General features: G+C 73.2%; 7 protein-coding genes. 4 read left to right on the top strand and 3 right to left on the bottom strand.

Going from position 1 to position 5,448, the window contains the following annotated elements; genetic code table 11:
• From mgtE to FOE67_RS15285, 4 genes are all read left to right on the top strand, one after another.
• The coding region (gene mgtE / locus FOE67_RS15300) for a magnesium transporter (protein ID WP_228473918.1) at window positions 1-1,448 on the top strand (1,448 nt) is incomplete at its 5' end.
• A 1-nt stretch (window position 1,449) separates the two neighbouring features.
• Complete coding sequence (locus tag FOE67_RS15295) at window positions 1,450-2,181, top strand: MgtC/SapB family protein (protein ID WP_182664588.1); 732 nt, start codon at window positions 1,450-1,452, stop codon at window positions 2,179-2,181.
• A gap of 146 nt (window positions 2,182-2,327) precedes the next feature.
• Window positions 2,328-2,762: an ester cyclase gene (locus tag FOE67_RS15290; RefSeq protein ID WP_182664586.1), complete on the top strand. Its 435-nt coding sequence runs from the start codon at window positions 2,328-2,330 to the stop codon at window positions 2,760-2,762.
• Window positions 2,763-2,970: 208 nt separating this feature from the next.
• A complete protein-coding gene (locus FOE67_RS15285) occupies window positions 2,971-3,264 on the top strand; it encodes an MTH1187 family thiamine-binding protein (RefSeq protein WP_182664585.1) in 294 nt (97 codons plus the stop codon).
• Between the two features lie 60 nt (window positions 3,265-3,324).
• Here FOE67_RS15285 and FOE67_RS15280 read toward each other — a convergent pair whose 3' ends face one another.
• From FOE67_RS15280 to FOE67_RS15270, 3 genes are all read right to left on the bottom strand, one after another.
• Window positions 3,325-4,137, bottom strand: a complete 813-nt coding sequence (locus FOE67_RS15280) for a hypothetical protein (RefSeq protein ID WP_182664583.1) — start codon at window positions 4,135-4,137, stop codon at window positions 3,325-3,327.
• Between the two features lie 32 nt (window positions 4,138-4,169).
• Window positions 4,170-4,547, bottom strand: a complete 378-nt coding sequence (locus FOE67_RS15275) for a PadR family transcriptional regulator (protein WP_182664581.1) — start codon at window positions 4,545-4,547, stop codon at window positions 4,170-4,172.
• Window positions 4,548-4,636: 89 nt separating this feature from the next.
• The gene (locus FOE67_RS15270) at window positions 4,637-5,377 is read right to left on the bottom strand and encodes an SDR family NAD(P)-dependent oxidoreductase (RefSeq protein WP_182664590.1); all 741 of its coding nucleotides are present in this window, start codon (window positions 5,375-5,377) and stop codon (window positions 4,637-4,639) included.
• Between the last annotated feature and the right edge of the window lie 71 nt (window positions 5,378-5,448).

Below are 5,448 nucleotides of genomic sequence, written 5' to 3'. Positions count from 1 at the left end.
ATCCCTCCCCGTCCCCCGGTCGTGAGGGCTGCGAGGCGTGCCCCGACCCCGACGAGGGGGAGAACGCCGTGCGCACCACGCACCCCGAACTGCTGCACACCCTCCGCGATCGTGACCTGACCACGGCCAAGGAGATCCTGGCCGGCGTCACCGTCGACGAGGCGGTGACGATACTGCGGGAGGCTCCCGCCACCGAGCGGGTCCTGGCCTACCGTCTGCTGGACAAGCGGACGGCGGCCGAGGTCTTCGACCTGCTCACCGGCCCCGAGGAGGTGGACCTCCTGACGGCCATGACCACCTCCGAGGCCACCGCGGTCCTCGAATCCCTGGACCCCGACGACCAGGCCCGTCTCCTGGACGAGGCCCCGGCCGGCGTCGCCAAGCGCCTGTTGGCCGCGCTCCCCGAGAGCGACCGACGACGTGTCGGGGTCCTGCTCTCCTACCCGGCCGACAGCGCCGGTCGGTTGGCCAACCCCCGTTACCTGGCCCTGCGTCCCGACACCGACGCGGCGCGTGCGCTGGAGGAGGTGCGCGACTCCCGGCTGGGGCCGGAGGACCTGACCACGGTGTTCGTCATCGACGGGGAGCGCCACTACCTCGGCCTGGTGACCGTGGCGGAGTTGGTCCGCGCCGCGCCGGGCACGCTCCTCGGCACCCTGGCCCGGCTGCCGGACATCGCCGTGACCACCACCGCCGACGCGGCGGCCGCCTCCCGACTGCTGCAACTGCGCGACCTGGGGGCCCTGCCCGTCATCGACTCCGAACGGCGCCTGGTCGGCGCGCTGACCTACGACGACGCGATGGACGCGCTGGAGGACGACGCCTCGGAGACGATGTACCGCAAGGCGGGGCTCGGCGACCCCACCCACGCCAAGGAGTTGCTGCGCAGCGAGCGGCTGACCCGGGGCGGCATCCTCTACCCGGTGCGGGTGCGGATCGCCTTCCTCATGGTGACCCTGGCCGGCGGTCTCATGGTGGGCGGACTGATCGAGCGGTTCGAGGACGTGCTCGCGGCCGTGGTGGCGGTGGCGATCTTCGTTCCGCTGATCATGGACATGGGGGGCAACGTGGGCACCCAGTCCACGACGATCTTCGCCCGGGGGCTGGCGCTGGGGCACATCGACCCCAAGGTGTTCGGCCGCCAGTTGTTCCGCGAGGTGCGGGTGGGCGCCACCATGGCCCTGATCCTCGCCGGCATCGGCGGCACCGTCGCCTACCTGTGGCAGGGGGCGCCCAACGACATCCCCCTGCTGGGCCTGGCCGTGGGACTGTCCCTGTTCACCTCGGTGACGCTCGCCACCTTCCTCGGTTTCGCTCTGCCCTGGCTGCTGTTCAGGATCGGCCTGGACCATGCCCCGGGGGCGGACCCCTTCATCACGACCATCAAGGACTTCACCGGGCTGGCCGTCTACTTCAGCCTCACCGCATGGCTGTTGGGAGTGGGATGACATGATCGACACCCTGGAATTCACGCTCCGCCTGGCCGCCGCCTTCGGTCTCGGGGCCCTGGTCGGCGTCGAGCGCCAGTGGCGTGCCCGGATGGCCGGCCTGCGCACCAACGCGCTGGTCGCCACCGGCTCCGCGCTCTTCGTACTGCTGGCCGTCAACACCCCGGGCGAGGTCAGCCCCACCCGGATCGCGGCGCAGGTCGTCTCCGGCATCGGTTTCCTCGGTGCCGGGGTGATCATGCGCGACGGCATCAACATCCGGGGGATCAACACCGCCGCCACCATCTGGTGCGCCGCCGCCATCGGCGTACTGGCCGGCAGCGGTCTGTACCTCGGTGCCCTCCTGGGGGCCGTGGCGGTGGTGGTGGCCAACCTCCTGTTGCGTCCCATCGCCCGGCGGATCGAGTCCGCCCCGGTCGGCAACGGCAGCGAGGTCCGCACCCCCTACCGGCTGCGCATCACCTGCCGGGAGGACCAGGAGGCGCACGTCAGGGCGCTGCTCCTGCAGTCCCTCTCCGGTGGGGGCTTCACCCTGCGGTCCCTGGAGAGCCGGGACGTGGATCACACCGGCCGGGTTCACGTCCGGGCCGAGATGACCACCCGGGGGCGGTCCGACGACCAACTGGAGCAGGCCGTCAACCGCCTCAGCCTCGAACCGGGGGTCAGCGCCGTCCGGTGGGAGGCCCTGGAGGAGGCCGACGGGAACCGGGAGAACCGGGAGAGCGAGGTGTGAACGCCGGGGTCGCCGCCCGGCGCCGTCCCCTCCCACGGGCAGCGGCGGGCGGTGACCCCGGGGACGCATTCCTCTCCGGATATGCCTGTTGTGCGGCTTTTGTCGGATGTACGGTGGAAGGACCTCCGCAGGACGGGAGGTGAATCATGGGACAGGCACGCGAGGTCATGGACCGCCTCACCGAGGCGCTCACCACGACCAGGGACCTCAAGACCGTCGCGGACTGCTTCGCGGAGGACGCCGTCTTCGTCGCCCCGGACGCCGGGGAGATCCGGGGACGGGAACGGATCGTCGAGTACTGGCGCCAGTTCATGGACGCGATGCCCGACGTCGGCTACGAGCCGCTGGCCCTCCACGAGGACGGTGACTCCGCCATCGACGAGGGCTTCATGGTCGGGACCAACACCGGTCCGCTCGTCGCCCCCGACGGGGAGAGGATCCCCCCGACCGGCCGACACATCCGGGTGGTCGGCTGCGACCGCGCCACCGTCGTGGACGGGCACATCGTCGAGCACCGCGTCTACTTCGACCGGATGGAGTTCCTCGGACAGCTCGGTCTGCTGCCGGAGCCGACGCCCTGAGAACACCGAGACCCGGAGAGGAGGTGCCCCGGGAAGAAGGCGTCCCCGAGAGGGGACCCGTACCGCCCGCCCCCGCCCGGCTGCCCCGCGCGGGAGCGGGCTTTTGCGTGTCGGCGACGGGCACGATGGGGTTCCGGGGCGCGAGCCCCGGCGCGCGGCGAGCCGCACGGAACAGACCCGGAACAGACACGGAACAGGGAGGCACGACGTGATCGTGGCGTTTTCGGTGACCCCGATCGGCACCGGTGAGGACGTGGGGGAGGCGGTGGCCGAGGCGGTGCGGGTGGTGCGCGAGAGCGGCCTGCCCCACCGCACCGACGCGATGTTCACCAGCATCGAGGGCGAGTGGGACGAGGTGATGGACGTCGTCCGGCGGGCCGTGGACGCGGTCCGGGCCCGCTCCTCCCGGGTGAGCGTGGTGCTCAAGGCGGACATCCGCGAGGGGGTCACCGACGGGCTGACCTCGAAGGTCGAGACGGTGGAGCGGTACCTGGCCGGGTGAGGCCCCGGTCGTCGGGGGTGGGGCGCCCCCGTGCGCCCCACCCCCGCCTCACGGTTCGTCTCACAGTTCGTCGCGCACCCCGCGCTCGATGTCCCGGCGCATCGCCCACCAGCCCACGGCCCCGCCGACGGTCCCGCCCACCGCCGCGCCGATCCAGGTGGCGGCGCTCGGTCCGCCCCGCATGACGATGACGGGGATGAAGCAGAGCAGCATGGCGCCGAGGGCGAGGTACATCGTCCGCACCCGTCGACCGACGTACCACGGGCGGCCCGGCTCGGCGTCGCCCGGCTCCAGGGCCCCGGCCGCACCGGTGGCCGCCGACAGGGGGCGCTTGTAGTAGGCCATGTAGAGCCAGTACCCGCACGGCTCCCAGCCGTCGGGGGCCAGTTCGGCGGCGTACTCCTCGCGGTCGCGACGGCGCACCACCTCGCGCCGGTACTCCCAGCGCAGCGGCTCCGCGGGGTCGCGCCGGCAGACGAAGCGGCCGAGCGCGTCCACCCGGACCACCTCCCAGCCGAGGTCGCCCTGGCGGTTGAGGACGTCGCGGTCCACGTACTGGTCGCAGGCGAAGCGCCACTCGCGGGCCCCGGCGTCCCCGGCGTCCTCCGGCAGGGTCCCGTCGCCGACCCGGCCGCCCGCCGTCCCGGGGCCGGCCCCGCCGTCACCGGCGAGTCGGGCGGCCAGGTCGCCGGCGGGGCCGAACTCCTCCACGGGGTCCGCCCCGCTGTCCAGCAGGTGGTCCGAGAGTTCGGTGACGGTCTCGCCGATCCGTCGCTCGGCCATGCCCCGGCGGCGCAGTTCGTCCGCCAGTTCGGTGAACCAGCCCGTGCCCTGCGTGGTGTCCGTGGCCTGCGTGGCCTGCGTGGCTTTCATCGGGCTCATCCCCTCGGTCCCCCGTTCGGTGGTCATGCGGTCGGTCCCTTCCCGGTGATTCCCTCCGGCCGGCGGCCGGCGAGCCCTTTGGCGAGGTGCTCACCGACGAGGCGGTGGAACTCGTTCCACGCCGCGCCCTGCTCGTGAAGCACGGTGGAGCCGGCCTCGGTGAGCCGGTAGTAGCGCCGTCCCGGCCCTCGTTCGGCGGCCCGGAACTCGGCGTCGAGCAGGCCCGCCTCCTCCAGTCGGTTGAGCACCGGGTACAGGGTGCCGCCCCGGATCGTGCCGAGCCCGGCCTCCTCCAGTCGGCGGGCGATCTCGTAGCCGTAGCTCTCCCCGTCGGTGAGGCAGGAGAGGACGAGCAGGTCGAGGACGCCTTTGAGCCAACTGGCTCTGCGGTCGGTGGCCATACCCATATTGAACACCGACCTAGTTAGGAAAGCAACCTATGTGGTCGCGCCGATGCCCGGCCCCTCCCCGAGGGGCCGGGGGACGCGGATCAGTGACCGCGTTCGGCGCCGCCGTTGACCTGGATGATCTGCGAGGTGACGTGCCCGGCCCCGGGCGAGGCGAGCCAGTGCAGGGTGGCCGCCACGTCCTCCGGGGTGCCCGCCCGGCCGTTGAGCGTCTCCGCCACCCGGGCCCGCAGCCGCTCCTCGGTCATCGTGTCGCCGAAGAACTCGGTGTCGGTGATCAGTCCCGGCGCCACCACGTTCACCGTGGTGCCCGAGGGGCCGAGGCGGCGGGCCAGGTCGTGCGCGTAGGGGTGCAGCGCGGCCTTGGCGGCGCCGTAGGAGCCGGAGCCCGACCCCCGGTAGGCGGCGATGGAGCCGAGGAAGAGGACCCGGCCGCCGTCCCGGCGCAGCAGGTCGGCCTCCAGCAGGGCCTCGGTGGTGAGCACGGCGGTGAGGGTGTTGAGACGGAAGTTCAGCTCCCAGTCCCGGGCGATGCCGGTCAGCCGGTCGGTGCCCGGCCCGGGGGCCGGTTCGAGGAGGCCGTTGCCGCCGGCGGAGTGGATCACCACGTCCACCCCGCCCCACCGCTCCCGCACGGCGTCGGCCAGCGCGGCGGCCCCGGCCGGCTCGGTCAGGTCGGCGGCGAATGCCCCGGCCCCGTCGATGCCGGCGGCGGCCCGCTCGATCACCTCGGAACGGCGGCCGACCAGCAGGGTGCGGTCGCCGGAGGCGGCGAAGGCCCGGGCGGTGGCCAGGCCGATGCCGGTCCCGCCCCCGGTGATCAGGACCCGGCGGGAGGGGGCCTCGCCCCGGGGCCCCCGGGTGGCGGAATCGGCGTGCGGGGAGGGGGAGTCGG

Origin of the sequence: Streptomyces calidiresistens, assembly GCF_014141525.1 — a bacterium.
GTDB lineage: Bacteria > Actinomycetota > Actinomycetes > Streptomycetales > Streptomycetaceae > Streptomyces > Streptomyces calidiresistens.
The sequence above is the reverse complement of the archived record's forward strand: the minus strand, read 5'-3'. Positions and strand labels throughout refer to the sequence as shown.